Source organism: Streptomyces asoensis, assembly GCF_013085465.1.
Lineage (GTDB): Bacteria > Actinomycetota > Actinomycetes > Streptomycetales > Streptomycetaceae > Streptomyces > Streptomyces cacaoi_A.
In genome coordinates this window covers 37987-64134 of sequence record NZ_CP049838.1, presented here as the reverse complement: position 1 = coordinate 64134, position 26148 = coordinate 37987, and the positions used below count along the sequence as shown (strand labels likewise).

General features: G+C 72.6%; 23 protein-coding genes and 2 pseudogenes. 11 read left to right on the top strand and 14 right to left on the bottom strand.

What is annotated here, in order from left to right; translation table 11 throughout:
- Window positions 1–3: 3 nt before the first annotated feature.
- Together G9272_RS00310 and G9272_RS45855 are read right to left on the bottom strand one after the other, a co-directional pair.
- On the bottom strand, window positions 4–1227 hold the full coding sequence (locus tag G9272_RS00310; protein WP_171394624.1) for a cytochrome P450: 1224 nt from the start codon (window positions 1225–1227) through the stop codon (window positions 4–6).
- A 328-nt stretch (window positions 1228–1555) separates the two neighbouring features.
- A complete protein-coding gene (locus G9272_RS45855; protein ID WP_171394623.1) occupies window positions 1556–2167 on the bottom strand; it encodes a nuclear transport factor 2 family protein in 612 nt (203 codons plus the stop codon).
- 292 nt (window positions 2168–2459) lie between these two features.
- Between G9272_RS45855 and G9272_RS00300 the strand changes: the two genes are divergently transcribed.
- On the top strand, window positions 2460–2570 hold the full coding sequence (locus G9272_RS00300; RefSeq protein ID WP_437184356.1) for a transposase: 111 nt from the start codon (window positions 2460–2462) through the stop codon (window positions 2568–2570).
- On the opposite strand, the gene G9272_RS00295 is transcribed toward G9272_RS00300, so the two are convergent.
- Entirely contained in the window at window positions 2540–2932 is a 393-nt protein-coding gene (locus tag G9272_RS00295; protein ID WP_171394622.1) for an nSTAND1 domain-containing NTPase, read from the bottom strand. The genes G9272_RS00300 and G9272_RS00295 overlap by 31 nt on opposite strands.
- Before the next feature lie 202 nt (window positions 2933–3134).
- Between G9272_RS00295 and G9272_RS00290 the strand changes: the two genes are divergently transcribed.
- From G9272_RS00290 to G9272_RS00250, 9 genes are all read left to right on the top strand, one after another.
- Window positions 3135–3287 (top strand): hypothetical protein, encoded by a 153-nt coding sequence (locus tag G9272_RS00290; RefSeq protein ID WP_171394621.1) that lies wholly within the window; start codon window positions 3135–3137, stop codon window positions 3285–3287.
- 482 nt (window positions 3288–3769) lie between these two features.
- Window positions 3770–5227, top strand: coding sequence for a multicopper oxidase family protein (locus G9272_RS00285; protein ID WP_171394620.1), 1458 nt, complete (start codon window positions 3770–3772; stop codon window positions 5225–5227).
- Window positions 5228–5283: 56 nt separating this feature from the next.
- Window positions 5284–6852 carry an MDR family MFS transporter gene (locus G9272_RS00280; protein WP_437184240.1) on the top strand — a complete coding sequence of 523 codons (1569 nt, stop codon included), beginning with the start codon at window positions 5284–5286 and terminating at the stop codon, window positions 6850–6852.
- A gap of 278 nt (window positions 6853–7130) precedes the next feature.
- Complete coding sequence (locus G9272_RS00275; RefSeq protein WP_171394619.1) at window positions 7131–8384, top strand: 3-deoxy-7-phosphoheptulonate synthase; 1254 nt, start codon at window positions 7131–7133, stop codon at window positions 8382–8384.
- Window positions 8385–9174: 790 nt separating this feature from the next.
- Window positions 9175–10719: an FAD-dependent oxidoreductase gene (locus G9272_RS00270; RefSeq protein WP_171394618.1), complete on the top strand. Its 1545-nt coding sequence runs from the start codon at window positions 9175–9177 to the stop codon at window positions 10717–10719.
- Between the two features lie 421 nt (window positions 10720–11140).
- Window positions 11141–12862 (top strand): cytochrome bc1 complex cytochrome b subunit, encoded by a 1722-nt coding sequence (gene qcrB / locus G9272_RS00265; protein ID WP_171394617.1) that lies wholly within the window; start codon window positions 11141–11143, stop codon window positions 12860–12862.
- Between the two features lie 195 nt (window positions 12863–13057).
- Window positions 13058–13417, top strand: coding sequence for a DUF3099 domain-containing protein (locus G9272_RS00260; protein WP_171394616.1), 360 nt, complete (start codon window positions 13058–13060; stop codon window positions 13415–13417).
- A 221-nt stretch (window positions 13418–13638) separates the two neighbouring features.
- Complete coding sequence (locus G9272_RS00255) at window positions 13639–14139, top strand: hypothetical protein (protein ID WP_171394615.1); 501 nt, start codon at window positions 13639–13641, stop codon at window positions 14137–14139.
- A gap of 517 nt (window positions 14140–14656) precedes the next feature.
- Window positions 14657–14821, top strand: a complete 165-nt coding sequence (locus G9272_RS00250; protein WP_171394560.1) for a hypothetical protein — start codon at window positions 14657–14659, stop codon at window positions 14819–14821.
- Window positions 14822–14865: 44 nt separating this feature from the next.
- Here the strand turns inward: G9272_RS00250 and G9272_RS00245 are convergent, their stop codons facing one another.
- The 9 genes and pseudogenes from G9272_RS00245 to G9272_RS00200 form a co-directional block, all read right to left on the bottom strand.
- On the bottom strand, window positions 14866–16926 hold the full coding sequence (locus tag G9272_RS00245; RefSeq protein ID WP_171394614.1) for a helix-turn-helix domain-containing protein: 2061 nt from the start codon (window positions 16924–16926) through the stop codon (window positions 14866–14868).
- Between the two features lie 736 nt (window positions 16927–17662).
- Window positions 17663–18031, bottom strand: a complete 369-nt coding sequence (locus G9272_RS45850) for a pentapeptide repeat-containing protein (protein WP_171394613.1) — start codon at window positions 18029–18031, stop codon at window positions 17663–17665.
- Window positions 18032–18191: 160 nt separating this feature from the next.
- The gene (gene infA, locus G9272_RS00235; RefSeq protein ID WP_010981942.1) at window positions 18192–18416 is read right to left on the bottom strand and encodes a translation initiation factor IF-1; all 225 of its coding nucleotides are present in this window, start codon (window positions 18414–18416) and stop codon (window positions 18192–18194) included.
- Entirely contained in the window at window positions 18413–19204 is a 792-nt protein-coding gene (locus G9272_RS00230; RefSeq protein WP_171394612.1) for a GNAT family N-acetyltransferase, read from the bottom strand. Before G9272_RS00230 ends, infA begins: the two co-directional genes overlap by 4 nt.
- Before the next feature lie 432 nt (window positions 19205–19636).
- Window positions 19637–20302, bottom strand: a complete 666-nt coding sequence (locus G9272_RS00225; protein ID WP_171394611.1) for a nitroreductase — start codon at window positions 20300–20302, stop codon at window positions 19637–19639.
- Window positions 20303–20846: 544 nt separating this feature from the next.
- The gene (locus G9272_RS00220) at window positions 20847–21389 is read right to left on the bottom strand and encodes a DUF1707 SHOCT-like domain-containing protein (protein WP_171394610.1); all 543 of its coding nucleotides are present in this window, start codon (window positions 21387–21389) and stop codon (window positions 20847–20849) included.
- 188 nt (window positions 21390–21577) lie between these two features.
- A pseudogene (locus tag G9272_RS00215) lies at window positions 21578–22314 on the bottom strand (sugar nucleotide-binding protein); the annotation flags it as partial.
- Window positions 22315–22444: 130 nt separating this feature from the next.
- Window positions 22445–22999 (bottom strand): telomere-protecting terminal protein Tpg, encoded by a 555-nt coding sequence (gene tpg, locus G9272_RS00210; protein ID WP_171394608.1) that lies wholly within the window; start codon window positions 22997–22999, stop codon window positions 22445–22447.
- A 433-nt stretch (window positions 23000–23432) separates the two neighbouring features.
- A pseudogene (locus G9272_RS00200) lies at window positions 23433–23612 on the bottom strand (helix-turn-helix domain-containing protein); the annotation flags it as partial.
- Between the two features lie 273 nt (window positions 23613–23885).
- Here G9272_RS00200 and G9272_RS00195 point away from each other — a divergent pair.
- A complete protein-coding gene (locus tag G9272_RS00195) occupies window positions 23886–24575 on the top strand; it encodes a GAF and ANTAR domain-containing protein (protein WP_253267628.1) in 690 nt (229 codons plus the stop codon).
- Window positions 24576–24794: 219 nt separating this feature from the next.
- Here the strand turns inward: G9272_RS00195 and G9272_RS00190 are convergent, their stop codons facing one another.
- Window positions 24795–25580 carry a hypothetical protein gene (locus tag G9272_RS00190; protein ID WP_171394607.1) on the bottom strand — a complete coding sequence of 262 codons (786 nt, stop codon included), beginning with the start codon at window positions 25578–25580 and terminating at the stop codon, window positions 24795–24797.
- Window positions 25550–25927 (bottom strand): NAD(P)H-binding protein, encoded by a 378-nt coding sequence (locus G9272_RS00185; protein WP_253267627.1) that lies wholly within the window; start codon window positions 25925–25927, stop codon window positions 25550–25552. Before G9272_RS00185 ends, G9272_RS00190 begins: the two co-directional genes overlap by 31 nt.
- Window positions 25928–26148 lie beyond the last annotated feature (221 nt).

Genomic DNA, 26148 nt, shown 5'->3' with positions numbered 1-26148 from the left:
CCCTCACCAGGTGACGGGGAGTTCCAGCAGCCCCTGCGTGGTGTCGCCCGGTTTGAAGGGGATCTCCTGCACGGGGACGGCCGGCCGCAGCGCGGGCAGCCGCGCGAACAGGCTGCTCAGGGCGATCTCCAGTTCCGCGCGGGCCAGATTCTGGCCCAGGCACTGGTGGATGCCGAAGCCGAACCCCAGATGATGGCGGGCGGGGCGGTGCCAGTCGGGGGCGTCGGGCGCGTCGTACACCGACGCGTCGCGGTTGATCACCGACAGCGCGAAGAGGACGCCCTCACCGGCCCGGATCGTGACACCGGCGACCTCGATGTCCTCCAGCGCCAGGCGTGCCAGTCCGTCCGAGATCGACAGCATCCGCATCAGCTCCTCGACGGCCGCCGGCCACAGCGCCGCATCGGCGCGCAGCTCGGCCAGCCGCTCGGGGTGGGCGAGCAGGGTGAGCGTGCCCAGGGAGATCATTCCGGCGGTCGTCTCGTGGCCCGCGACGAGCATGAGCAGGGCCAGCGAGACGAGTTCGGCCCGCTCCAGGGTGCCCGCGCGCAGCTGGTCGCGGACGAGGTCGTCCAGCAGGCCCTCGCCGGGCGCGCTCTGCCGCTCCTTGCGGTCGATGAGGTCACCGAGGTACTCGTCCAGCCGGCCGCGGGCGTCCCGCGCGTCGGCGCCCGTGGGGCCGCTCAGCATCCTGTGGCACTGGGCCGTGAAGAACGCGTGGTCGGCGTAGGGCACGCCGAGCAGGCCGCAGATCATCGTCAGCGACACGGGCAGCGCGAAGGCGGAGACCAGCTCGGCGGGCGGGCCCTGCGCGATCATCGCCTCCAGCAGCGTGTCCACGGTCCGCTGGATGCGGGGCCGCTGTGCGTTCACGCTCCTGAGGGAGAACGACGGGATCATCATCCGCCGCTGCACCTGGTGTTCGGGGTCGTCGGTGCCGAACAGGGCGGGGCTGCGGTCGCTCTGGATGGCCGCGAGGCGGGCCGACAGCTGGGGGAAGCCGGGGCGGCAGCGGTCCGAGGACAGCCGCTGGTCGGCCAGCAGCGCACGGGCTGCGCCGTGGCCGGTGACCAGCCAGACCTCGCGGCCGTCGTAGAGGGCGACGCGGGACAGGGCCGGCCCGTCACGCAAGGCGGCGTAGGCGGCGGGCGGTTCGTAGGGGCAGCCGCGGTCCTGGGGGAAGGCGACAGGCGCGGCCGCTCGGGTGATGCCGGTCAGTTCCGTCATGAAGACCTCGCAGACGAGAGGAGCCGGATGAGCCGGAGGAGCGAGAGGAGAAGGGTGAGAAGGGTGAGAAGGGTGAGAAGGACGTGTCCCGCGGCCGGTGCCCCACGCCGTGTGCGGCACGGACCCGCGGGGACCGGCCTTCACCCGGGAGACACCGCACTCCCGGCGGACCGCGGCGCCTGCGGCTGCCTTCCGGCGCCGCCGGGCGCCTCAGGGACGCACCCTCCCGGGCCGGCGTGGCCCGCCCGGACCGGCCTTCGCCGGCGGAGCGCCGTACTCCCGGGCGGACCGCGGCGCCTGCGGCTGTTTTCCCGGGCCGCCGGGCGTCTCAGGGACGCACCGGTCCGGGCCGCCCGGACCCGCCCGGACCGGACCCGCCCGGACCCGACCTGCCCGGACCGGCCTCGGCAGCCTGGCCCGCCCGCCCCGCATGGCCCGCCCCGCCCGCCTGGCCGCCCGCCTGGCCGGCGGTCTGGCCGGTGGTCTGGCCGGTGGCCTGGTCGTCCAGGCTGACCCGGCGGCTGCGGACCCGCAGCCCGCCCTGCGCGCGCACCAGGACGTCCTCGCAGACACAGACCTGGTGCACCCGGGAGGCGCCCCCGATCCGGGTGGCGTAGATGACGGTGTACGCGCGCACGTCCAGCGCCCCGTCCGGGCGTTCGTCGATGACGAACATGCCGGTGACGTGGCGGCGGCGCTCCCCGGCGGCCGCGATCGCGGCCGCCGCCGTACGGGCGCCGCTCTCCAGGGCCGCGCGGCCGCGCATCGGCTCCGGGCGTGTCGGCAGGTGGAAGAGGGCGTCCTCGGTGAAGGTGGCCGCCCACCCCTGTGCGTCGCCGCTGTCCAGGCGTTGCATCTGACGGGCGTAGAACCCCGACACCTCCGGGTACAGCGCCGCGCTCGGTGCGGGCGCGGCGTCGGGTCCGGTCGGCCAGGTCATGGGGATCTCCGTTCACTGCGCGCGGCTTGCCGTGCCGCTGTCGTTGCCGGGCCCGTACAGGGGGAGCGCGGCAACGCTTCCACAGCGCACCTGTGACTTGATCGAGAGCCCGTGGAGTGCGGGCGGAAGCGGTCACCAGCAGCACCTGGTCCTCCAGGGGCAGGCTCCGGCGTCGGCCTTCGCGCACCGGGCCCGCGCCCTCGCGGCGTAACGCAGTGATCAGCTTGCGCAAGCAGCGCGTGCTCGGCGCGGAGTACGTAGCTGTCCAGGGTGCTCCGACGCTGTCAACCGGATCGGCACGGGATCCGTCTTCTGGCCCCCGTCGTATTTTGCGAAATCCTGCGGCAGCGCACCACTGAGCATCGTCAAGGACTACATCGACAACCAGAAGCGGCCGACCTGACCGTCACCCCAAAGACGCAGAGAACTCCGGCGCTTCGCGCCTGCGGGCCGAGGATCGCATTCCCGCCCGGCCTGAAGGCCGGGATTCCCTGCGAAGAACAGGGGATGGGCAACGCAGTGTCCGTAGAAGTCCGCGCGCACTCCGAGCACCACCGGTAGGCCGTCTGCGGCGCTGCGGCACAGGCCCTCGATGAACGCCTCCCGTTCGGACTGCTCCTGGCACAGCGTGAACAGCTCCTCGAACCGGTCCACGATCACCAGCGCGTAGGACTCCAGCGGCCGTCGCACGGCCTGGCCGCGCAGCTCGTCCAGCGGACGCCCGGTGGGCGCAGATACAGCACTTCGCAGGCGCCCGGCTGCCACTCCGGCAGGGCCCCGCGGGCCACTGCCGCGGCTACGCCGGCGCGCAGGAGCGAGGACTTGCCGATCCCGGACGGTCCGATCATCGGAATCGAAGCCGAGCACCACGGCAAGCGACTGCCCACGGCGATCAGGTCCCGATGACCGTCGGCATCACACGCCCCGCCGCAGTCCTCCCAGCCATCCCCGCGGGCGCGGGGAGCGGTTGGCCAGCGTCTCCAACGACGGCACGATCCGCCTCTGGGACCTCGACGAGCAACGGGTACGCCGTGCGCTGTGCACCCGCGACCTCGAGCCCGGACATGCCGACTGGGGCCGCTACGCACCGCACATCCGGCCGCCCGCGAACTGCGGTTGACGGAAAGGGCAGAAGACCAGGATCAGGACGACGGCGGCAGGGCGGGGGACCTCTTCGCCGTCATACGGGCCGAGAGGCCGTAGCCCCGGCGGCCCGGAACCGAGCAGGTCCGCCGCCCCGCTCCAGAGCCCGACAGCCGGCGGGGCGTGGGACGTTGCGCCCGCCGCCGGGCGCCCGGCCCACCCACCGCCGGCCCCGCCCGTCGGCCACCTCCCGCACTGGTCGACATGGCGCCGCGGACGACAACACCAAGCCCGCGTCCGTCACTGCCCACGACGCGGACACAGCCCACGACAACGGCCCGGCGCCCAGAACGAGCACGGTTGCAGTACCAGGAGCGCGGCGCACTCGAATCCCGCCGCAACCCTGCTCGGCAGCGGGTCGAACCGCGCTCACGGCGCGAGCGGGACACGAGTTCCTGGTGCTGGACTTGAGCCCGCCACTTCACCTTTTTTCCGGCACGCACCACAGGAGGACACATCATGGTCGCCCGACGCCGTGTGCTCGGCGCAGGACTCGCCATCGGCGGCACGGGGTTCACCGGGGTCTCCCTTCTCCCGGTACTCAACGCGCGCGACGCCTCCGCGGCGGCGCCGCAGCAGGCCGCGGCCCCCGTAGTGACGCCGTTCAGCGTCCCCATGCCCCTGGTCCCCGTGCTCTCACCCGTGTCCACCAGCGGCGGCGTGGACCGCTACGAGGTCACCATGCGCGCGACGAGCAAGGAGATACTCCCCGGTCTCACGACCGACCTGCTGACGTTCGACGGCCACTTCCCCGGCCCCACCATCAAGGCGCGCCGGGGCCGCCCCGTCGTCATCCGCCAGCGCAACGAGACCGCTGTGGACACCTCCGTCCACCTGCACGGCGCCTCGGTGCCGCAGAACAGCGACGGCAGCCCCATGGACGTCATCGCGCCGGGCGCCGAACGCGTCTACACCTACCCCAACAGGCAGCGGCCCGCCTCGCTCTGGTATCACGACCACGCCCACCACGTGGAGTCCGAGAACGTCTACCGCGGCCTGCACGGCAGCTACCTGCTCAGCGACGCCGACGAGGCGGCGCTGCCGCTGCCCAAGGACGCCTACGACGTGCTGATCGGCATCCGCGACGCGCACTTCGACACCACGACCGGCCAGCTCATCTACACCATGAGCGACCGGGCCCGCAGCACCATCCTGGTCAACGGCGCGCCCTACCCGTATTTCGAGGTCGCCGCCCGTAAATACCGGCTGCGCTTCGCCAACACCTCCAACCAGCGCTTCGTCGAGCTGGGCCTGGAAGACGGCAGCGACATGATCCAGATCGCCTCGGACGGGGGACTGCTGCCCGAGCCGTACACCACCAAGACCGTCTACCTGTCCTCGGGCGAACGCGCCGACGTCGTCATCGACTTCTCGCGCTACCCGGTCGGCACGAAGATCGTCCTGAAGAACACCGCGGGCTTCGGCCCGGTCGAGGAAGTCGGCCAGGTGATGCGCTTCGACGTGGTGCGCACGGCGGACGACCCCAGCTCCGTACCCTCCACGCTGCGCACCCTGCCGCCGCTGCCCCAGCCCACCGCCGAGCGCACGGTGGTGCTCAGGATGGACGAGGACGGACGCGTCGACCCGAAGGCCTACATCGACGAGAAGCTCTACGACCCCGAGCGCGTCGACGCCCGCATCCGCTTCGGCGCCAGTGAGATCTGGACGGTCACCAACGCCAACGCCAAGGCCTCGCACAATTTCCATCTGCACCTGGTGCAGTTCCGGGTCCTCGAACGGGCCGGGGCGGCACCCGGGCCCGCCGAGTCGGGCCTGAAGGACACCGTCGTGCTCAAGCCGGGGGAGACGGTCAAGCTGCAGATGACCTTCGACAGCTACCGGGGCACCTACGTGTACCACTGCCACATGCTCGACCACTCGGCCATGGGCATGATGGCGACGATGAAGATCTGCTGACCACGAGCGCACACAACTGCCCATGGAACAAGGCGAGTCGAGCAGGGAGAGCGAGGGTGGCCACCACAGCCGGTGAGGCGACGGGCAGCGCGCACCAGCAGCGCGCACAGCGCCGTGACAGGCGCCGCGCCCTGATCCCGCTGCTGCTCGCGATGCTCCTCTCCCAGCTCGACAACATGATCGTGGGCACCGCGATGCCCACCGTCGCCGGCGACCTCGGCGGCGTGCGGCACCAGACCTGGGTGGTCACCGCCTACACCCTCGCCACGGCCGCCGTCACGCCGGTCTGGGGCAAACTCGGCGACCTGCACGGACGCAAAGGCGCCTTCCTCGGCGCAACCGCCGTCTTCCTCACCGGCTCCGCGCTGTGCGGCCTGGCCCAGGACATGGGCCAGCTGATCGCGTTCCGGGCCCTCCAGGGCATCGGCGCGGGCGGCCTGATGGCCGGGGCCGTCGCGATCGTGGGCGAGCTCGTACCCCCGCGCGAACAGGGCCGCTACCAGGGCCTGCTCGCCGCCACCATGGGGGCCGCCATGATCGGCGGCCCGCTCGTCGGCGGCACGATCACCGACCACCTCGGCTGGCGCTGGGCGTTCTGTATCAACCTGCCGATCGGCGCGCTCGCCCTCGTCCTGACCACGTCGGTGCTGCGGCTGCCCCACCGGCGCTCCCCGGCGCGCATCGACTACCTGAGCGCGGTGCTCCTGATGGCCGGCATCACCGCGATCGTCCTGCTCACCACCCGGGCCGGCGCCCCGTACGCCGGGAACCCGGGCACCCTCGTGGCGCCGGCCGCGGGCGGCGCCCTGTGCCTGGCCGCCTTCGCCGTCCGCCAGAGCAGGACCGCCGTGCCGGTCGTGCCGCTGCACATCTTCCGCAGCCGCAACTACGCGCTGATGTCGGTGATCGCGTTCCTGACCGGCTTCGTGCTGTTCGGCGCCGTGCTCTTCCTGCCCCTGTACCAGCAGGCCGTACAGGGCGCCTCCGCGACCGGCTCCGGGCTGCTGCTGCTGCCGATGCTGGTCTCGATGACCGCGGTCGGCGCGTTCGCGGGCCGGGTCGTCACCGGCAGCGGACGCTACAGAATCTTTCCCGTCGCGGGCGGCGGGCTGCTGCTCGCCGGGACGGTACTGCTGTCACAGATGGACACCACCACCTCCCGGCCGCAGTCCGCGCTGTGCATGACGGTCCTCGGCGCCGGCCTCGGCTGCCTGGTCCAGATCGTGACGCTGATCGCGCAGAACAGCGTCGACAGGAACGACATCGGGGCCGCCTCGGCCGCGGTCACCCTCTTCCGCATGCTCGGCAGCTCGATCGGCGTCGCCCTCATGGGCGCCCTGTTCAACAGCCGTGTCCTGGACGCGATGGCCGAGCGCGCCCCCGGCCGCCCCGCGCTCGACCACGCCCGGCTGGACGCGGCGAGCCTGTCCGCGCTGCAGGCACCGGTGCGCGAGGCCTACCGGCACGCCACCGCCGCCGGCACCCACGCCGCGTTCCTCGCCGCCGCCGGCGCCGGCGCGGCCGTCCTCGTCGCGGGGCTTTTCATCAAGGAGACCGCGCTGCGCCAGACCGTGTCCCCCTCCGACAGACCGACCCCCGCGGCCGCCCCACCCGATGGCGGGTGAGCACGGTACGCGGGGAGTGCCCCTGCGACGCGGGGCCGGGCCCGGCCCGCCCGCCGGTTCCCGCCCCGCCCGCAACCGGCCTTCGGGGCACCGCCGCGCCACTGCGCCCCGCCCCGGCCGCCCCGCCCCGGGCCCCGCCGGCGGGCGCACGTACCGACGCCGTACCGACGCCGCACCAGCCGCCCTGCCCGACCCGGCCGGAACGCGCCCAGGCAGCCGGCCCACCGGCCGGCCGGACGCTCGCCGGCCCGGGCGACCCCAGCTGAGGAATTGAGGTCATGTCTTTCGTGACTGCCGCCGTTCACGGTGCCGCGGGCGCCTGCCCGCCGCCTGACGACCCGAAGGCCGAATCCTGGCGGAGCCGGCCCGCCGCCCACCAGCCCGACTGGCCCGACCCCGCCGCCCTGCGCGCCGCGGTCGACGCGCTCACGGCCCGCCCGCCGCTGGTCGCGGCCCGCGAGTGCGACCTGCTCCGCGAGCGGCTGGCGGCCGTGGCCCGGGGCGAGGCCTTCCTGCTCCAGGGCGGCGACTGCGCGGAGACCTTCGACGCGCTCACCGCCGACCAGCTCGACGGCAAACTCCACACGCTCGGCCGGATGGCCACGGCGCTCACGTCCGCGACCCGCCTTCGCGTCGTCACCGTCGGCCGCATCGCCGGCCAGTACGCCAAACCGCGCTCCAGCCCGACCGAGACCCGCGGCGCCCTGACCCTGCCCGCCTACCGCGGCGACGCCGTCAACGACCGGCGCTTCACCGCCGAGGCCCGCACCCCGGACGCCCAACGGCTCACCCGCGTGTACGACGCCTCCGCCGCCACCCTGAACTACCTGCGCACCCGCCCGGCCGCCCGCCCGGACGACCCGCCCGGGCAGCTCTTCACCAGCCACGAGGCGCTGCTCCTGGAGTACGAGAGCGCCCTCACCCGCTTCGACGCCCGCACCGCAGGCCGCTACGCCACCTCCGGGCACATGGTCTGGATCGGCGAGAGAACCCGCCGGCCCGACGGCGCCCATGTGGAGTTCGCCAGCCGCATCCGAAACCCCGTCGGCGTCAAACTCGGCCCGCGCAGCACCGCCGACGAGGCCCTCGCGCTCGCCGACCGCCTCGACCCCCGGCGTGAACCCGGCCGCCTCACCTTCATCGTACGGATGGGCGCCGCGGCCGTCCGCGACGTGCTGCCGCCCCTGGTGGAGAAGGTGACGGCCGGCGGCGCCCCGGTGGTGTGGGTGTGCGACCCCATGCACGGCAACACCGTGCAGAGCCCCAGCGGCCACAAGACCCGCCACTTCGAGGCGATCGTGGACGAGGTCAGCGGCTTCTTCGAGGTGCACCGTGCGCTCGGCACCCACCCCGGCGGCGTGCACCTCGAACTCACCGGCGCACCCGTCACCGAATGCGCGGGCGGCACCCTGGCCCCCGTGGCCGCGGCCGACGTGGGCCTGCGCTACGAGAGCGCCTGCGACCCGCGGCTCAACCACGGCCAGTCGGTGGAACTGGCCCACCGGGTGGCCCACCTGATGGCCGACCGATGACCGAACCAACCGCCACCCCACCGGCCATCACGCCAGTGGCCGTCGCGCCCGCCGCCGTCACCCCATCGGCCGTCACGCCAGTGGCCGTCGCGTCCGCCGCCCTCACGCCATCGGCCGTCACGCCAGTGGCCGTCGCGTCCGCCGCCGTCACCCCATCGGCCGTCGCGTCCGCCGCCGTCACCCCACCGGCCACCACCCCGCCGGCCGTCAGGCCACGGCGGCGCCCGCCGACGATGACCCGCCGACGACGACCGGGTGGAACATGGCTGGCGCCGCCGGGTTCTTCCGCTGCTCCCGGGCCCGGCCGGGCCGCCCGATGGCGGGTGAGCACGGTACGCGGGGAGTGCCCCCGCGACGCGGGGCCGGGCCCGGCCCCGCCCGCCGGTTCCCGCCCCGCCCGCAACCGGCCTTCGGGGCACCGCCGAGCCGCCGCGCCCCGCCCCGGCCGCCCGCACACCGCCCCGCCGCCGCAGCGGCCCCCGTCCGGCGGCCTGCCGCGTCCTCGACGGCCGCCGGAGTCCTCCTCGTGAATCCCTCGACGTCCGCTCGAACCCCCGCCCCGGAACCGGCGCCGTGCACGGGCGCCGTCCGGCGCCCGCGCACGGCGCCGGACAGGCGCATCCCACCAGGCACATCGCCGCTGCACACCCCCGGCGACCCGCCGTCCCCGCCGCGCCCACCACAGCACCGCCCCCACCCGGCGGCCCCACCGGCCGGCCGGACACACCCTGCCGCACGGCCGGCCCCGCACCGCATGATGCAACCACAACACACAGGGGGGAAAGCCGAGTTGAGTCTGGACGCACGCGCCGTCGACGCAGGCGGCCACGGCCACGCCGTCGTGATCGGCTCGAGCCTCGCCGGGCTCACCGCGGCGCGGGCCCTGGCCAACTTCATGGACCGGGTCACCGTCATCGAACGCGACTGGCTGCCACGCGGCCCCGGGCGCCGCCGCGGCGTACCCCAGGCACGGCACCCGCACAGCCTCACCACCACCGCCCAGCACGGCCTGGAGCAGCTGTTCCCCGGCATCGGCCGGGACCTCACCCGCGCCGGAGCGGTCCGCGTCCGCATGCCCCAGGACATGCTGCTGCTCGGCCCTGCCGGCTGGCTGCCCCGGTTCGACTCGGGCCTGTCGATGCTGAGCGCCGGCCGCGACCTGATCGACTCGGTGATACGCGACCGGCTGCGCGCCGACCCCAAGGTGGCCTTCCTGCCGGCCCACGAGGTCGTCGCCCTGCGGGAGGGCGGCAACGACACCGTCACCGGCGTATGGGCCCGCGGCCGGGACCGGCAGGCCCCCGACGGCTGGACACCCCGGCGCCTGATACCCGCCGAATTCGTGGTGGACGCCTCCGGGCGCGACTCGTCCGCCCCCCGGTGGCTGGCCGAACTCGGCTACCAGCCGCCCGCGCAGTCGGTGGCCGCCGCCCGCACCGTCCACACCACCGCCGTGTTCGCGCCGCCCGTCGGCCATGTCGCCGACTTCAAGAGCCTGTTGCTCATGCCCTCGGCCGGCAACCCGCGCCAGGGCGTGCTCAACCCCGTCGAAGGCGGCCGCTGGTCGGTGTCGCTCAGCTCCAGCGACGGCACACCCCCGCCCACCGACCACGAGGGCCTGCTGCGCGCCGCGGCCGCCCTGCCCCACCCGCTGCTGCGCGACCTCCTCGAGGCCGCCACCCCGCTCGGCCCGCTCTACGGCTACGGCCCCGGCGAGCACCGCTGGCGCCACTACGAGAAACTGCGCCGCTGGCCCGATCAGTTCCTCGTCGTCGGCGACGCCCTCGCCACCCTCGACCCGGCCCACGGCCACGGCATGACGCTCGCCGTGCAGTGCGCACTCGTCCTCGACGACCTGCTGGCCGGCCACGGAACAGCCGTCGGCCTCAGCTACCGGCTGCGCCAGGCCCTCGCCCACCGCGTCGCCCCCGCCTGGCGGGCAGGCATCCGCAGCCTGAACGCGGCGCAGGCGGCCCAGGGCCTGCCGGCCGGACTGCGCGCCCGGCTCGGCAGACGGTACGCGGCCCGGATGGCGGCCGCCGCGACCACCGACCGGCACGCGGCGACGCTGCTGCTCCACCAGCACCAGACGGCCGCCCCGCCCGCCGCCGCGCTGCGGCCCCGCCTGCTGCGGGCCGCGTGGCGCCCCGCGCACGGCCCGGCCCCGGCGGCACCGCCCAGCCTCACCCACGGCCCCGAAGCGCGAAGGCGCCGCCCGGCCGCGCCGGACGTACCGGCCACCGGGCCCGCCGCCCTGGCCGCCCGGCCGCGGCCCACGGGCCCGCAGGCTCCCTGGCCGGCCGCGGCACCCGCAGGCGACCAGCGGCGGCCGTGAACCCCCCTGGCGCACCCGCGTGTTCGAGCCGTACGGCGGATTCGGCCCCATCGCGCGCCGAAGCGGCCCGGACCTACGCTGCGCACATGACAGGAGTGGATCAACCAGCCGCCGACCAGGCCCACTTGAGTGAAGAGGAACGCTCACGAACCGCCAACCCGGCCGTAAATCAAGGCCTGTTGTGGCCGCCGGCCGCAGACCGGATCCCGTCCGGCTCCCAACTCGCCCCGGAATCAACCCGGTACAGACTTGAGTCTCGCTTGAGCGCGGTTGTTCGCCCTCCTCACGCGTCGATAGCGTTCGATCCGCTCCAGGGCACGGGCCCGCTTGCGCCGCGGCAGGCCGCCCCCACCCCCGACCGCTCACCGGCCGGGCGGGGTGTGCCTGTGACGGCCGAGCGGCGACGGGAGGGCGCGCGGGTATGAGCACGATCGAGGAGGCTCCGCCGAGCGGGCGCACCGAAGCGCCCAAGGGCGAGCGCATCGCCGACTGGGCCGACGGACGGCTGGGGATCTACAACTTCGGATTCCTGGCCCGCAAGGTCTTCCCCGAACACTGGTCGTTCATGTTCGGCGAGATCGCGCTCTACAGCTTCATCATCCTCATCCTCACCGGAACCTGGCTCACCCTGTTCTTCGAGCCGAGCATGGCCGAGACCGTCTACCACGGCTCGTACGTCCCGCTCCAGGGCATCCCGATGTCGAAGGCCTACGCCTCCACGATCGACATCAGCTTCGAAGTACGCGGCGGCCTGTTCATCCGCCAGCTGCACCACTGGTCGGCCCTGACCATGATCGGCGCACTCTGCCTGCACACCCTGCGCCACTTCCTCACCGGCTCGTTCCGCAAGCCACGCGAGGTCAACTGGCTGATCGGCTTCGTGATCCTCGTCCTGGTCATCCTCGAAGGCTTCGTCGGATACTCACTGCCCGACGACCTGCTCTCGGGCACCGGACTGCGCATCGCCGAAGGCGTCACCCTCGCCATCCCCGTGGTCGGCACCTACGCGACCATGTTCCTCTTCGGCGGCGAATACCCCGGCCAGGACGTCGTCCCGCGGTTCTACAGCCTCCACATCCTGCTGATCCCCGGCATCATGCTGGCCCTGACCGTCATCCACCTGATCCTGGTCTTCTACCACAAGCACACCCAGTTCCGGGGCCCCGGCCGCACCGAGAACAACGTCGTCGGCCAGCCCCTGATGCCCCACTACACGGCCAAGGCCGGCGGCTTCTTCTTCCTGGTCTCCGGGGTCCTCGCCCTGACCGCGGGCATCGCCCAGATCAACCCCGTGTGGACCTACGGCCCCTACCGCTCCGACCAGATCTCCCAGGGCTCCCAGCCCGACTGGTACATGGGCTTCCTCGAAGGCGCCCTGCGGGCCTTCCCCGCCTGGGAATGGACCGTACCGGGCGGCTACACGGTCAACTTCGGCGTCCTGATACCAGCCGTCATCCTGCCCACCCTCATGATGCTCGTCCTCGCCCTGTGGCCCTTCCTCGAAGCCTGGGTCACCGGCGACAAGGACGAACACCACCTCCTGGACCGGCCCCGCGACCACCCCACCCGCACCGCCTTCGGCTGCGCCTTCGTCGCGCTGTACCTGGTCCTGCTGTTCGGCGGCGCCAACGACATCCTCGCCGAGCGCTTCCACCTCTCCCTCAACCAGATCACCTACGCGGTACGGATCGGGTTCTTCCTCGTCCCGGCACTGACCTACGTCATCACCAAGCGGATCTGCCTCGGCCTCCAGCTGCGCGACCGCGACAAGCTCCTGCACGGCCGCGAGACCGGAAAGATCAGAAGGCTGCCGCACGGCGAGTTCGTCGAGGTCCACGAGCCCCTCGACCGGGGACAGGAGTACGCCCTGCTGTCCAGGGAGGTCCGCGAGACGGCACCGGCGCCCGCGGCCGAGCACGACGGTGTGCCCAACCCGCGGGCCCGCAAGGAGATACTGCGCCACCGCCTCAGCCGCTGGCTGAACAGCGGCCAGATCCCCCACCCGACACCGCAGGAAATGCAGCAGGCCCGCGCACACCTCGACCACGCCCCGGACGGCCACGCCTCGCCGAACGGACACCTGGACACCGCCCGGCCCGGTGCCCTCCAGCCAGGACGCGAACCGGACCAGGAACTGCACTGACCCGGCGGCGCGGGCGGTCAGGGGACAGACCACCCGCGCCGCCCCCGTGCCGCCGGCCCGCACCGGCGGCACAGGCGAACACCCGCACCGCGCGGGCCCCCTCGGCCCCGCTCCGCAGAGAGCCCGCAGGGAGCCTGCTCCGCCCTCTTTTTCCGGCCATCCGGCACTCGAGCCGGAGCGTCCACGGAGGCCCTGATGCGCCGAACCCCCTGGCACCGGCACGGCCCCCGCCCCGAGTCCATCACCCAGGCCCGCACCGGCCTGACCCAGGACGTCCGCGGCCGCCAGCGCCGCTACCTCGCCGCCATGCTCGTACGCAGCGCCTGCGTGGTCGTCATGGCCGCCACCTGGAACCGCTGGCCCGCCCTCGCCCTCTGCGCCCTGGCCGGCGCCTTCCTCATCCCCTACGTCGCCGTGGTGGCCGCCCAGGCGGGTTGGCGCCAGCAGCGGGGCGCACGCCCCGCCCTGACCCGGATCCACGAAGAGCCCGCCGCCGCCCGCGTGCCCCTCGAACCCACCCTGATCCTGCCGCCGGAACACAACACCGCGGCCTGACCCGGCAGCCCACCGCACCCCTACCGGCGGACCGGACCGGCCGGCAGCCAACGAGTGTCCCCGGCCCGCATCCCGCGCTGCCTTTCCAGGCCAGGCCAAACCAAACCGCGGCGGCACCGTCCCGGCACGGCACCTCGGCGTGGCGGCGGCGTTCGGCTCCCGTCGGGCGGTAAGGGTTGCGGGCGGGGCCCGTGCCGGAGCGACGAGAGTGGGAGTCGGGCGTGACGATGGTCGGACTGTTCTGGATCACTCCGGACGCGGTGTACGTGGGGTCGCCGCCGACCGCCGTCGGGGGTGGTGTCCGGCTGACCGCCGACGGGCTGGAAGCCCTGGACCCCGGCGGCTCACGGACGTGGACGTGGGAAGGACTGCGTTCCGCGGTCATCGAGGACGTGCCCACCGAGAACCCGTCGGGCCGTGTGGCGAAGCTCCTCGGCTCGGTGGTCTCGGCCGCGGCCGGCGCCTTCATCGGCGAGGGCCCGACCGCGATGACGCTGCGGCTGGAAACGGAGGACGGGCCGCAGCAGGTGACGGTGTACTCGGCGGCGGCCGGAGGATACGGCGCCGAGGAGACGGCGCTCTCCCAGGACCTGCTCGCCCGCTTCGTGGCAGGAACCGCGGACCTGCGAGCCCTCGAGGCCTGGGGCTGTGAGCACGGCCAGGAGGCAACACCGAAGCCGCACGCGCGCAAGGCCCTGCTCCAAACCTGGACGCAGGAATGAACCGAGCAACCGCCGCGCCACGACCTCGCCGGCCACAGCCACGAGGCGGAGGGCCGGCACCGGCCCCGGGCGGTCTCCTCCCGAACGGCCCGGCACTGTGCGGTACGCCGGAGTGGGCACGTTCACGTGTACCCGGCCGGCCGCTGTCGCGCGTTCGCGGACACGCCCCCACAGACCGAAGCTCCGGGGTCCGCAGCACGCATGACAGGCACCCCGGTCCACAGGTTCCCGGCCCCTGTTCCTGAGCCGATGAACCGGGCAGCCGGGGCAGCTGGTCGGCGGTGCCTCGGCGGCCGTGCAGCGCCCGTTCCCGAGCGGCGTGCCGCGCCCCGGCTTCCTCGTTCTCAGCCGGCTGCGGCCAGGGCGGCAACAGCCCCGGACACGGTGGGCGGGCTCCCGGCGATCACGTGCACAGACGGTCCGCCGCATGGCAGGATGACGGCCGGCCGGAAGACCGATGCCGTGCAGACGTCCGAAGAGGGCTGCGCGCAACGCGGCGGGCCGGGGGAGCGCAGACATGGTCGCCTTCCACTCCTCCGCGCTGAACGGAGTCGCCGCCAACCCCGCCCTCCCCACACCGCTGCTGCTGCGGCTGATCGCCTTCGACGGCGCGGGCGCCAACCCGGCCCTTCCCCCGGACGCGATGGCCGTGGTCATGAACGAGGCCGGGGTGCCCGCCTGACGACGGGCACCCCGAAGCGACGCGGCCGGATGCCCGGGCCGGGGTCAGGAGGCGGTGGTGCCGAGGCGGTGGAGGGTGATGGGGACGCTGGTGCGGTTCCCGGTGGTGTCGATGCCGAAGCGCCCGGTGGCGGCGGGGACGGCGCCGTCGGTGAGGGCGTAGAGGTGGTTGAGGACGGCGTACCGGTTGGGGCGTGCGGTGGTGGGGGTGGTGGCGTTGCGGATGGCGGTGGTCGCGGTGAGGACGGCGTCGTGGGCGAGGACGGGCCAGTAGCCGCGGGTGGCGTGGCCGGCGGGGAACTTCTGCCCGTGGTGGTCGCCGGCGAAGGCCTCGAGGAACTTGTCGTACAGGTTGTGGTCGCTGTTGCCGGGGCCGCGCAGCGCCGCGGCGGCGGGCAGGGAGGCGTACAGGACGGCGATGGGTGCCTCGCCCTCCTGGTTCAGGCCGGTGAGGGTCTTGGGGTCCAGGGCCGCCGTGTCGGACCCCGAGACGACGGTGATGGGCCGGCGGTGGCAGCTGCGCCGGCCGAGGGCCTGGAGGAAGTCGGGCAGGTACTTCTCGCGGGCCGCGAAGTACACGGTGTCGACGGGGCGCTGGGTGTTGCACAGGTTCTGGCCGATGGTGTCCAGGATCGAGGCCGCCCCGCCGCGGGGGTCGAAGAAGAAGTCCGCCGCGGGGTCGAGGTGTTTCTTCAGCCCGCTGACGGTGCGGAAGTCCTGGTAGAGGGAGTCGGTGTAGAAGTCGCGGGTTCCGTTCGGGGTCACGTCGGTGCGCACCAGCGCGGCGGTGCGCGTGTCGCCGGCCAGTTCCTCGCCGAGCGCCTTGAGCTGGGCTGCGTTGGTCAGGGTGACGCGGACCAGCCCGTTGATGCGTTCCGGTCCGCTCTGCGGGCTGTCGATGGTGCCGGTGGTGTCGAATCCGTCGGCGGTGATGAGGTCGGCGACCATGGGGATGTCCTTCTTGCTGAGCGCACGGGCGGCGTCGACGGACTCCTGCTGGCTCAGTCCCATCCCGGTGACGGCGACCAGGTTCTCGACCCCGTCCAGCGCCTCGACGGTGTCCTTCCAGTGCAGTTCGCCGCTGCCCATGTTGGCCAGGACCAGACGGATCTTCAGCGGGCCGTCGTCGGTGTTGGCCCGTTCGACGGCCGTGTAGGCGCCCTCGACCTCCCCGACGAACTGGTCGAGCGTCAGGTCCTTGGCCTTGCCGGCCTGGCCCACCGAGGTCAGCGGCGCCAGGAACGCGATGGTGACGTACTGGCCGCCGCGGGCCGCCCGGTGGTTCTCCGCACCGATGGCCGTCAGCACGGGCTCCAGGGCGGAGCCGAACACGTCGGAGCGGTCGAGGCCGTCGGTCACTCCCGTGCACTCCCCGCCGGCCTCGGTCACCAGCGCCGGGTTCAGGGTCCCGCAGTGCTCCTCGCGGAACTTCTCCTGCCGCTGCCTCTCCTCTTCCAGCTGCTTGCCGCGCCGCACACGCTGATCGTGCTGGTCGACGGCGTACACCCCGGCGGCCACCGCGAGCGCGAGGGCGGCACAGACCGCCACGGCGGCCCGGCGGCGCGCCAGCCCGGCCCGCCACGCCTTCCACCGGCCGCCGTCGGCGGGCGGGATGTCGTCCGGGGACTTGCCCGGCGGCTTGCCGGGGGGCGCTGCCGGAGGCGGCGAAGGCACCGGGGGAGGGGAAGGCACCGGGGGAGGAGACGCGGCTGCTTCCGAACCACCAGGGTCCCCAGCCCCAGCCGGAGTCGGAGCAGGGGCCTGGGCCGGGGCCGGGACGGAAGCCTGGGTCGCGGACACCGCGGCCAGCTCCCGCCAGGCCTGCTGCCAGGGCTGGCGCTGCGCCTCGTCCAGACCGCACGCGGCCAGGAAATCGGCGACGAACTCCCACTCCGGCAGCCTGTCCCGCGACAGCACATTGGAGACGGTGGCCGGCGGGAGCCTCTTGCCCTGCCGCTGGCTGGCCTGCTCGAGCTGGGCGAGCGACACACCGAGCCCGGTGCGCAGTCTCGTCAGTTCCTCACGGAACTGCTGCCGGCTGCCGATCCGCGGCGGCACGGTGTCATGCGCCGCCTGCCGCCTGCCGGGCACCTGGTCCCACGCCATCACACACCTCCCGCGCCGGCGGCACCGGCGGTGGCCGTGCCGATGCCGAGCGCGCCGGCCGGGAACTGCTGCCGACGGAGAAGGCTGTATCGATGCAGCATGAACGAATTCCTGTCTTCCTGGGAGCGACGCCAATTCGCCGCACGGAGCACCCCGTGTCCGGTTACCGGCCGGGACACGAGGCGTTTTGGATTCCCCGACCCTGGAGGTGAAGACGTTCCGCGGCAAGGCTGTTATGCGAGCGGAACTCAAGAAAGCTCGGGGAATCTCCTGCCGCATCAGGATTCCGCTTTTCCGTTACCGGCTGACGGGTATTCCGATCTATTTCTGAAGTCTTCGGTCCGTGTCGCATACTGACCGGCTTCTTGCCGCGCCCGCCGGCGCACCCGGCCGCAGCACAACCCCACCATCCCGACCCCCACCGCTGTGACCTGCATGTACGGCGTTCCGAAACTCCGGCGCCCCTTCCGAAGGCTCCCGAAGAGGCGAACGATCTTGTGGTCACGGCGGTTCGGTGATGAGCTGGGAGACAGCGGCCCGGCCGCACCCCGTAGGAACTGTCCTGTCTTCCTGTCTTCCTGGGACCGGCAGCACGACGTCGGGGATCGAGGGGGTTCCTGTTACCGGCGGGAACCCCCTCCGCGTGCCCGTACGGCCCCACGGGACGAAACCTGTGGATCACGTCGAGTGAGAACGGCTGACGCAATGAGCCGGGGTGGTGGAAATCGGGCTGTGGTCATGCAGGCAACCCTCGGGTGTCCTTGAGGACGGCACCATCGAAACCCGCTGTCGACAGGTTCTTCGCCCCGGTGAGGTCGGCGCCGGTAAGGTCCGCTCCGGTGAAGTCCGCGTCACGGAGACCGGCTTGCCTCAAGTCCGCTCCGCGCAGGATCGCGCCGGGCAGGCTGGCACGGACGAGGCTGGCCCGCTTCAGGTCGGCATCCTCCATTTCAGCCCCAGTCAGGTACGTGTCGTCGAAGTGCGCCCCGGCCGCCTGGATCCGCCTCAGGTCGGCTCGCACGAGGTGCGACCGCGCCGGATCCGCATTGGTCAGGACGGCGTCCGCCAACTGGGCCTCATGCTGCACAACGACATCGCCTGGCAACTGCTGTCCTTGGAGCCGGAGTTCGGCTCGGGCCGGACCTGCCGGCGGTGGCTGGAGCGGTGGCCGCTGCGGCCGTGCGAGCCATCATCGGGGCCCCGGTCACGGAAACGCCGTGACCGGGGCCCCCGGGGTCAGCTACCGCGGAAGGTGTCGACCGCCGTCAGTTCCGGTACCGGAACACGATCCGGCCGCGCGTCAGGTCGTACGGCGGGAGCTCCACCAGTACCCGGTCTTCCAGCATGATCTTGATGTAGTTCTTGCGGATCTTCCCGCTGATGTGCGCGAGCACCTGGTGGCCGTTCTCGAGCTCCACGGTGAACATGGCGCTGCGCAGGCACTCGACGACCTTGCCCTCGACTTCGATGACGTTCTTGTTCTTCGTCATCGCACCAGCTCCAGGTTGCTGTTCATCGGCTGGGCGCCGATGCCCTCGAACAGCGCCGAGGCTGCTTGGTTGGACTCGTGGACTTCCGTACAGGCCGCGACGAACCCGGAGCGGTGCAGTGTCTCCAGCGCGTGGGCCAGCAGCGCCCGCGCGATGCCGCGGCGCTGCTCGCCGGCCCGGACCGCGACCAGCCCGATGCGCGGCCGGTTCACCGTCACCACCCGGATCAGACCCAGGTAGCGGTCCGGCGCCGCGGCCACCGCGTACTTCGACGGGTCGACGATGGTGTCGCCTTCGGGGCGGCGAATCACCTCCGCGGGCATCGACTGCCACCCGACGCTTGCCTCGACTTCGTCGCGGATCGCGCGGTCCACCGCCCGCAGCAGACTCTCGTCCGCCTGCCCGGCGGGCACGATCGTCACGCCCGAAGGCGGCAGGACTGCTTCGAGCCCTGTGACCTGCGGGTCGGTCGGCACGACGTACTCCCACTCGCGGCGCCGGATCGAGAAACCGGCCCGCCGCCAGCCGGCCGTCAGCTCGGCGTCGGCTTCGTCGACCACCGTGTACAGCGGCGCCGGCAGTTCCGCCAGCATCGCCTCGGCGAGCCGGTCGAAGGCGGCGTCGTGCCAGGCGTCGATGCTGACGAACAAGCGTCCGTCAGGCCGGTGCTCCGCATGCCCGCGGCCGACCACCAAGTCGTCATCCAGTGCATGCCATTGCCGGTCCGCGACGCGCGTGATCATCACCGCGTTCTCGCCCAGGCCAGATGTGAAAGGCTTCGTGTTCATCGGAGTCCCTTTCCAGGAGTGCCTCGATCTCAGGCGCTCCTGGCGACACCGAACGTCAGCCGCCGGACCGTGACGGGTTGAGGGAGCACCCATGGGTAACTGTGTTCACGGGGCTCACCTCCATACGACGACTTCACGGTCCATCACGAAAGTAGCAGCGGGGCGCCGCCTCGCTCAAATCCTTTCCTGCGAGCTCATGACGCGATCATGATCCGGTCTTCCTGAGGCGTCTCCAGCAGCTCGTTTGGCAGCAGGCCGAGAGTGTCGGTGACCAGGAACCGCTCACGGCCCTTCGGACCGACCTGCTGACGGTCTCGGCCACGCTCAAGTAGCGTAAGCAGGACGGGCGTTGGCAGCTCGCGCTGCCCGATGGCGGAGCGTTGGGCAGCGATCAGGACCAGGGCCTGTCCTGTCGATCTCGGACGTCAGCGGTCACACTCCGATGAAGCTCACCGTTTCCGTCATGTCCGCCCGTCCGGTACGCAGCCGTGGCACGCCTTCCTTCTCAAATCCCACTGAGATGCCGCAGAACAGCACGCGCTCGTCATCGGCTCCGACGGTTCGGCTGACGGTCCTGCGGTACATGGTCCACATCACCTGGGGGCAGCTGTGCAACCCTTCCGCCCTCAGCAACAGCATGACCGTCTGCAAGTACATCCCCGCATCACCCCACTGTCCGGGCCCCATCGTCCGGTCGAGGTAGCAGAACAGGACGACCGGCGCCCCGAACGCCTCCGAGTTCAAGGCAGCGATCTTCCGGGGCCGGTCGGGGGCGTCGCGCTCAATCCCCAGCGCTTCGTACCGCTGGGCCGCCGCCGCGGAGAAGCGGTCCAGATACGGCGAGGTCAGTTCGTCTGGGTACATCGGATACTCCCGCTCATCGCCCGGGTCTCCCGACAGCGCCCTGCCGGTCGCGCGCCTCTTCAGTTCGGCCAAGGGTTCGCCGGTCACGACATACAGATGCCACGGCTGGAGGTTTCCGCTGGACGGAGCCCGCGTCGCTGCGTTCAGTACTCGTTCGAGCACCTCCTTGGGCACCGGATCATCACTGAACGCCCGAACGGCCCGGCGGCTGTCCACGGCCTCATACACATCCACGTCTTCGCGTCCTCTCATTCCACCGGGCCCCTCCACCGTATTCAGCGGTCAGCACCGAGCATCGCCGTGGGCCGGACGGCGTCCCGACGCAGTCAGTCGTTGATACGACTACGGGGAGCAGGAGTGATCTGATTCCTGCCAAGGCATGGGGGCGCGGACACGCCGCCGAGGCGTGCGCGGCGGCAGGGATGCCGGCGGTCTTGCCGCAGCGGGCGGCCAGGCCGCGCCCTTGTCGATCGCCGGAGGTGCGGTGGCCGCGCCGGTCCGGGTGCGCAGACTGACCGATCAGGCGCGGCAACGGCCGGCAGCAGATGGTGCGTTGGGGCAGCACCGGCTCGGTGCACCACGGGCGAGCGACGATGCCGGCGGCCTCGGCCGGCGGGAACGGAAGCCGGTGATCGCCCAGTTGGTGCAGGCCGACGAGGACACCGTGCCGCCTACCCGCCCGCAAAGTCCACCGCCCCAGAATCGGCTCACGGCATGGGCAGTCGAGCTGGGACGAAGAAGTGCCCGAACAGGTGGTCCTGGTTGCCGGACGGAAGCCTCAACGCCGCGCGTGGCGGATCTTCAGCCGTCCGAACCCCATGGCCCCGGAGATCCGGATCCTCGGCCCGCCGGGGCGGGAGCTCCGCGGGGGCCTGTACCGCGTGTCCTTCCACCCGGTGTGCAGATCCTCGTACTCGACGATCGCGTCGCGCGGCACCGTGATCTTCGCCCTGCCGGTGCCGAGCTGCAACTCGATGTCGACCACCGGATGTTCGACGACCGCCCGGGACAGGTCCAGAAGCACCCTGGCGAACGCGGACTCGACCTTGAGGAACCGAGGTACCCGCCATGCCCCGCCGCGCTTGATCCGTCCGCCGGCGGCGGCGATCGTGGACGTGGTGCCCGCATCCTCCTCCGGCAGCGAGGCCAGAGCCGCCACGAGCTCGCCGTGCGTTGTGACGGTGAGCACCCGGTGCAGGCGTTCGTCCAGATCCTCGTGCGAGAGGTGACCTTCGGCGTACGCCTCCCGCAGGCGCCGCACGGCCGTGTCGCGGTCGTCTTCGCCGATCAGCGGCGGCCGGTCCTCCGGCAGAGCGGTCACCTTTTCACCCTACTGCCGTGCCGGCGATGCGAACCCGGTCCGGTGCGCCCCGTCGGTCGGACGTCCGGAACGCAGGCAGCCTTCAGCCGGGCTGCTCGGCCGGGGCGACGATGACGCCCTCGGGGCCGCGGACATGACAGAGCCGGTGGCTGTTCTCGTACTGCCCGACCCCGCCCACGAGTCCGGGAGGACCCGGCTCGCCGTCCGGCGGGCAGTCGCGCGCCGTCGAGGCCGTCGCGCCGGGCGATCAGCACACCGGGGTCGTGGCGGCCCAGGGCGTCCGGCCCGGCGAGGTGGAACATTCCGGCCGCGCCGGACAGCGCGATCTCCCACAGGGCGGCGGCCAGGTCGTCGACATGGACGGGGCAGCGGATGTCGTCGGTGAACAGGACCGTGTCGCGGGTGCCGTCGGCCAGGGCGTGCACCGTGCGCTCGTGCACGGACCGGCCGTGTCCGGCGATCAGCGAGGTCCGGGCGACGGCGGCGGCCGGCATCAGCAGCCGCACCGCCGTCTCGGCGGCGGCCTTCGCGGCGCCGTACGGGGTGAGCGGATCGGGCAGACAGCGCTCGTCGTAGCGGACGCGCGCCCCGGAGAACACCGCGTCGCTAAAGACATGGACCAGGCGGCAGCCCTGCTCGGCGGCGGCCAGCGCCACGCGGACGGCGCCGTCGGCGGTGACCGCCCAGTCGGCGCCGCTCGAGGCGGTGATCACGGCGGAGGGGGCCACGTCGGCGATCACCGCGGCGACACGCGCGGGGTCGCGGATGTCGAGCGGACGCCAGACCACACCGTCCGAGGCAGGGCAGGGCAGGGCAGGGCCGGGACGGGACGCGAACGTCGCAGATGTCTGACGCCCCGCCGCGGCGGCCTGCCGGATCATGCGCCGCCCAGGAAACCGCTGCCCCCGGTGATCAGGACCGTCATGGACCGCCACGGTAGCGAACACGCCGTCCCCGGTGCGCCGCGCCCTTGTTGCGGCGGCGCATGCCGCACCAGGGGCTGCGCGGGCCTTTGCGGCCTTCCCGAACTGTGCTGTGTGCAGGCCGCCTTCCGGTCAGAAGGACACGTCGAAGTAGTCGATGTCGTTGAGTTCGACCTCCAGGCCGTCGGCGCGGCGGCCGCCGTCCTTGAAATAGATCTCCTGGAGCCCTTCGGCGACGATGTGGCGCAGCTGCGCGTCGCCGGCCCCGGCGTCGCGCGCGTCGAACAGCCGCCGCGCGTACTGCGGCGGGAGATGGACGGTGAGGCGGCGGTAGCGTCCGTCGTCGGTGGTGCCGGCGGGGGCGCTGTAGCCGAACCGGGCGCGGGTCTCGATGGTGATCCCGGTGGCGCCCGCCGCCTGACTGCGGGCGCGTTGGCGTACGCGGGGCTGCCAGCGGGCGCGTACGGCGTCGTCGACGCGGTCGGCGATGGCCCGGGGCGGCCTCTTGCGCTCGCCCTTGAGGTAGCGCTCCACCGACCGCCGGCTGACCCCGACTTCCGCCGCGACCGCCCGCGTGATGCCGAGCCGGCGCATCAGATAGCCGATCTGCCCCTTGAGGGTCTTGGGCGGCTCCCGGGTGAACGTCTCGCGTCCGGCGCGCTCGAGGGCGTCGTCGATGTCTCCCACGGCCTGTCATTCCCCTTCGTCGTACGCGGCGTCGTGGCCGTCGCCCTTGATGTGCCGGGCGGGGTTGTGGCCCTGCTCCATCAGGTCGACCGCCCACGCCATCTCCTGCACGCCCTCGACCTTCGCCAGGCCCGGGGTGGAACCGATGCGGAAGACGCCGGGCGGGCGGCTCCGGGGGCGCGACGACGGCCGCAGCCGCAGCCGCAGCCGGTGCTGGGGCCGGTGCCTGGGCCGCCGGTGCTGGGGCCTCGGCCGCGGGGGCCGCCTCCTGCGGGGTGCCGGTGAACGTCTCCGGGACCGGGACCGGGACCGCAGCCGAAGCTGCGGCGGGTGCGGGTGCGGGTGCGGGTGCGGGTGCGGGTGCGGCGGGCGCGGCCGGAACGGCAGGGGCCCTCTTCGGGTACTTGGCCGCCCAGCCCTCCAACAGCCGCTGGTAGGCCTCCAGTCGCGGCGGGCGCGGTTCCGTCCTGCCGTTCTCCCAGTTCTTCACCGTCTGGGGCGTCGTCTTCAGCACCTGCGCCAGCCGGGCCTGGGTGATGCCGGCCTCCTCGCGCAGCCGGGCCCGCTCCGCCGGGAGGGGCAGCTGGGGCTCCTCCTCCAGCAGCGCGTCCACCGACGCGAACAGCTCTTCCTGGGTCGCCACGGGGCACCTCCTCGCTCCCGGACACTAGCAGGGCTGGACCCCGGATTTATCTCTGACGAGATGTTGGATTTAACCCTTCCGGGCTAGTCGGAGCCTGGCGCGCACAGCCGTCGATCCGTGTCGATCGATCCGGCCGTGTCCGTGCGTGTCCTGTCCGGCGCATCACTCACCGGCACCGCTGTGCAGGTTGCGTGAAAGGCTGGGTATGAGGCTTGTCCAGGCGGGCGATGGACGGGAGTCGGAGTGGACTGGGGTCGGTTCGCGCAGGAGATGGCCTCGATGGCGCGTGATCTGCTGGCGCAGGATTCGGTCGGTGCCACGCTGGAGCGGATCACGGCATCGGCCACCGAGCTGGTCGACGGCTGTGACGCGGCCGGCGTTCTCGTACTGCACGCCGCGAAGGTGGAGACCCTCGCGCCCACCGACCCACTGGTCGTCGACAGCGACCAGCTCCAGGAACGGCTCGGCGAGGGCCCCTGCTTCGACGCCGCCCACAGCGCGCGCGGAGAGCGGGTCTTCCGCATCGCCGACCTCACCGGCGAGCGGCAGCGCTGGCCCGCCTACGCCCCCAGGGCCCACTCGCTCGGCGTGGGCAGCATGATGGGCTTCCTGCTGTTCACCGAGGACGAGGACCTCGGCGCGCTGAACCTGTACTCCCGCAAGCCCGGCGCGTTCGGCCAGGCCAGTGAGACGGCCGGCTGGCTGCTCGCCTCCCACGCCGCGGTCGCCTTCTCCAGCGCCCGCACCCACGCCCAGATGGAACAGGCCATCGCCACCCGGCACGCCATCGGCGAGGCCATGGGCATCCTCATGGGCCACCACCACATCACCGAAGAACAGGCCTTCGACGTGCTGCGCCGCTACTCGCAGGAGAACAACATCAAACTCCGTGAGGTCGCCCGCCTGGTCTGCGCGGGGGAGCGCCTGCCGTAACCGTGGTGTGAGGGCGCCCCTCCCCGGCTCGTGGGCCGAACCAGCGGGGCCCGGCCCGGCCCGGCCCGGCCGGCCTCCCAGGGGAACGCCACCGAACCCGGCTTGCGCAGTCACGTCCCCTGTCCTGTCCTGTCCTGCGCACACCCCTCACGCCTGGCCGGCTCCGCCTCGAGACCGGCCGGCACCCGGCCCTTGTGCTGCCGCCGCTCCGCCGGCCGGTCACTGGCCGGTGAAGTGCGCTTCGCGGTAGTCGTCGAGTCGGTCGAGGACGAGCAGCAGGATGCCGCGCAGCAGGCTGTCGTGCCGGCCGCTCCGGGCGAGCCCGTCCTGTCCGCCGATCGCCCGGGCCCGGGCGATCGGCTCTGCGGGATCGGCGCCGTCCAGCGCGCGGACCAGTGCGTGCCGCACGGCGTCCAGCAGCGGGCCGTGACCGGCAGAGGCGTTCGCGTCCGAGGCGTGAGCGTCCGAGGGGCCGGCCGCCGGCAGCCCGCCCGCGGTATGCAGCTGTGCGGTGAGACAGTGCAAGGGAGCCGCGGTGCGTTCGGCCAGGTGGATACGGTGTCCGACCTCGTCGAGCGCGGCGGCCGACCGACGGTGCGTCACACTCCAGCGCAGCGCCTGCCGGGCCCGCTCCAGATCCCGCCCGAGGTCATGGGGCTGCTGCCACAGACCCTCCGTCTGCCCCGCCCCCTGCCGAAGCGGGGCCCGGCCGGGACGGCGGCCCAGCTCCTTCAGCAGATGGTCGAGGCGGTCGCGGTAGACGTCGAGCCGGCCGGACAGGAGACGGCAAGGGTCGGGAGGCCACAGCAGGGGGCCGAGGAGAATGACCACCGCGATCCCGACCAGGTTCTCCAGAACGCGCTGCTCCGGATAGCCGGAGACGGGCACACCGAAGACGAGCACGGCACTGACGAGCACCTGCTGGCTGGGAACACCGTCGATACGCAGCAGGAGACTGGCGAGGTATCCGGCGCTCACCACCAGGGCGAGGGAGAACATGGACACGGCAAGCCGTCGAACAGTCGTATACAACCTGCGCGCACACTTGGTGTTCGTCCAACCCCGGCGTCGCAGGCCGCTTCGACGGCTGCCCGGTGCTGGCCGGCGCGGCGGGCGGAATCCAGCTCGGGGGAGGAGATCAGCAGCAGCCGGTCGGCTCCCTCGAACGCCGTGCGCAGCGTCGCCGGGGCATCGTAGTCATCCAGGCGGACCTCGACCCCGCGAGCGGCGAGATCCGCGGCCCCGTCGGGATGACGCACCGCGGCCACGATGCGGTCGGCGGGGCGCCGGGCCAGCCGCCGGTCGATGACCAGCCGTCCGAAAGCCCCCGAAGCGGCCGACACGACAATCATGCACAACTCCCTCACCGCGTGGCAGCCGCCGCCGGCACGGCGGTTCGGGCCCTCCCGACCCGAATGTCCGGCCCGCCATCGGCGACCGCGAACCACACGTCAAAGCCTTTTCCGGCTCCACCCTCGCCTTCACCGACGCAGGGGTTGGGACTCGGGCTCAGCCCCCGGACCTAGGTCGGTGACCCGATGTGCGCGGGGCCGGAACATGCTTGGCTGCCGGC